General features: G+C 64.0%; 2 protein-coding genes. Both read right to left on the bottom strand.

Going from position 1 to position 3,116, the window contains the following annotated elements:
* Positions 1–591, bottom strand: a 591-nt coding sequence (locus EOA79_RS31040; RefSeq protein ID WP_164894033.1) for a 3-deoxy-7-phosphoheptulonate synthase, incomplete at its 3' end; no start/stop codon positions are given.
* Between the two features lie 212 nt (positions 592–803).
* The coding region (gene mfd, locus EOA79_RS31035) for a transcription-repair coupling factor (RefSeq protein WP_128293629.1) at positions 804–3,116 on the bottom strand (2,313 nt) is incomplete at its 5' end.

Here is a 3,116-nt window from a genome sequence, read left to right as displayed (position 1 = left end):
TTTCTCGCCCTGCGGGCTGTCGGCAACGAAGCCCAGCATCCAGCGATGCACGTTCTCCAGGCTGGCATAGCCGCCTTGCGCGAAGGCGCGCAGGAGATTGAGGGTCGCCGCCGACTGGCGATACGCCATCTCCTGCCTTGCGGGATCCGGGATGCGCGACGCGGCGTCGAACTCGATGCCGTTGATGATGTCGCCGCGATAGCTCGGCAGCGTCACGCCGGCCTTGGTCTCGCTGTCGGAGGAGCGCGGCTTGGCGAACTGGCCGGCGACGCGGCCGACCTTCACCACCGGCTGCGCGCCGGCGAAGGTGAGCACCACCGACATCTGCAGGAAGACGCGAAAGAAGTCGCGGATGTTGTCGGCGCCATGCTCGGCAAAGCTCTCGGCGCAGTCGCCGCCCTGGAGCAGGAAGGCCTCGCCGGCGGCGACCGCCGCCAGTTGCTTCTTCAGCTTGCGCGCTTCACCGGCAAACACCAGCGGCGGATAGGTGGTGAGCCGGGCTTCCGTGGCCTCCAGCGCCGCAAGGTCCGGATAGGCCGGAACCTGCTTGATCGGCTTTGCTCTCCACGAATTCGGCGACCATTTTGTCATCGCTGCACCCAAAACTCTTCAGAGCAATTCCAGGAAAACTGTGAACGGTTTCCGTCCGGAATTGCGTCAAAACAAACTGGCGAGCGGTCTCGCTCGCCATTCCCACCCCAATCAGAGGTCGCGGCTCCTTACACGAAGCCGATTTTCTATTCTAGCCGGGAATTTCAGCAGTGGCGAATGCCTTGAACTGCTCGGATGCCGGTCTGGAGCCGTCAGGCAGCTTTGTCGACCAGCCGCGCCAATTGAGTCATGACAACAGCCGAGCCGGCCAGCCGCTTCTCGGCATTCGGCCAGTCACGCATGAAGACGACGCTGTGGTCGGCCCTGATCTTGGCCAGCGAGCCCTGCTCGCCGATGAATTTGACCAGTCCGACCGGATTGGGGAATTCGCGCTTGCGGAAGTGGATGACGACGCCCTTGGGGCCGGCATCGAGCTTCTCGACATTGGCCTTGCGGCAAAGCGCCTTGATGAAGACGATCTTCAACAGATGCGTCACTTCTTCCGGCAGCGGCCCGAAGCGGTCGATCAGCTCGGCGCCGAAGCCGTCGATCTCCTCGGTGGTCTCCAAGTCGCCAAGGCGGCGGTAGAGCGCCATCCTGAGCTGCAGGTCCGGCACATAGCTCTCCGGGATCATCACCGCGGTGCCCACCGCGATCTGCGGCGACCAGCCGCCATCCAGCACTTCGCCGGAATCCTTCACTTCGGCCACCGCTTCCTCCAGCATCTGCTGGTAGAGCTCGAAACCGACCTCCTTGATGTGGCCGGATTGTTCCTCGCCGAGGAGATTGCCTGCGCCGCGGATATCGAGGTCGTGGCTGGCAAGTTGGAAACCAGCGCCGAGCGTATCGAGCGACTGCAGCACCTTGAGCCTGCGCTCGGCCGTATCGGTGAGCTTGCGGTTGGCCGGCAGCGTGAACAGCGCATAGGCTCGCACCTTCGAGCGGCCGACGCGGCCGCGCAACTGATAGAGTTGGGCCAGACCGAACATATCGGCTCGGTGGATGATGAGCGTGTTGGCGGTCGGAATGTCGAGGCCGGATTCGACGATGGTCGTCGACAGAAGCACGTCGTACTGGCCGTCATAGAAGGCATTCATGATGTCGTCGAGTTCACCGGCCGGCATCTGGCCGTGGGCGACCGCTACTTTCAGTTCCGGCACGGATTCTCTCAGGAAATCATGGATTTCGGCAAGATCGCTGATACGCGGCACGACATAGAAGGAATGGCCGCCGCGGTAGCGCTCGCGCAGCAGCGTCTCGCGGATGACCAGCGGATCGAAGGGCGAGATGAAAGTGCGCACCGCCATGCGGTCGACCGGAGGGGTGGCGATCAGCGACAGCTCGCGAACACCGGTCAGCGCCAACTGCAGCGTGCGCGGAATCGGCGTCGCCGAAAGTGTCAGCACATGCACGTCGTTCTTGAGCTCCTTCAGCCGCTCCTTGTGCTTGACGCCGAAATGCTGCTCCTCGTCGATGATCAGCAGGCCGAGATTTTTGAAGGAGATCGAGCTACCGAGCAGCGCGTGCGTGCCGACGACGATGTCGACCGTGCCGTCGGCGACGCCCTTCTTGGTCTCGGCCAGTTCCTTGGAGCCGACCAGGCGCGATGCCTGCGCGACGCGGATCGGCAGGCCGGAAAAGCGTTGCGAGAAGGTCTTGAAATGCTGCCGCGACAGCAGCGTCGTCGGCACCACGACGGCGACCTGGAACCCTTCCATCGCCGCGATGAAGGCGGCGCGCAGCGCCACTTCCGTCTTGCCGAAGCCGACGTCGCCGCAAACCAGCCGATCCATCGGCTTGCCGGCGCCGAGATCGTCCATGACGGAATCGATTGCCGTCTGCTGGTCGTCGGTTTCTTCATAGGGAAAGCGCGCCGCGAACTCGCCATAAAGGCCGTCGGCCGGAATCATGGCGGGTGCTGCGCGCATCTGCCGCTCGGCGGCGATGCGGATCAATTGCCCGGCCATGTCGAGCAGCCGCTTCTTCAGTCGCGCTTTGCGCGCCTGCCAGGCGCCGCCGCCGAGCTTGTCGAGTGGCGCTTCCGCCGAATCCGAACCGTAGCGTGAGAGGAGCTCGATGTTTTCGACCGGCAGGAACAGCCGGTCGTCGCCGGCATAGTGGATTTCGAGACAGTCATGCGGTGCGCCGACCGCTTCGATGGTGCGCAGACCAATGAATCGGCCGATGCCGTGGTCCGCGTGAACGACGATGTCGCCGGATGACAGCGACGATGCTTCGGCAATGAAGTCGGAGGCACGCTTTTTGCGCTTGGAGCGGCGGATCAGCCTGTCGCCTAGAATGTCCTGTTCGGCGACGACGACCATCCCGTCGGTCTCGAAGCCGGATTCGAGCGGCAGCACGGCAAGACCGGCCTGCCCCGGCTCGAGCTTTTCGACCTCGGAAAGAGTCGCCACCGGTTTCAGGTTGCCGAGATGATGCTCGGCGAGGATCTGGCCGAGGCGGTCGAGCGAACCCTCGGTCCAGCCGGCGACGATGACGCGGCGGCGCGCGGCGCGCTCGTCGGC

This window comes from Mesorhizobium sp. M1A.F.Ca.IN.020.03.2.1, assembly GCF_004023205.1.
Lineage (GTDB): Bacteria > Pseudomonadota > Alphaproteobacteria > Rhizobiales > Rhizobiaceae > Mesorhizobium.
This window is presented reverse-complemented; position numbering and strand designations above follow the sequence as displayed.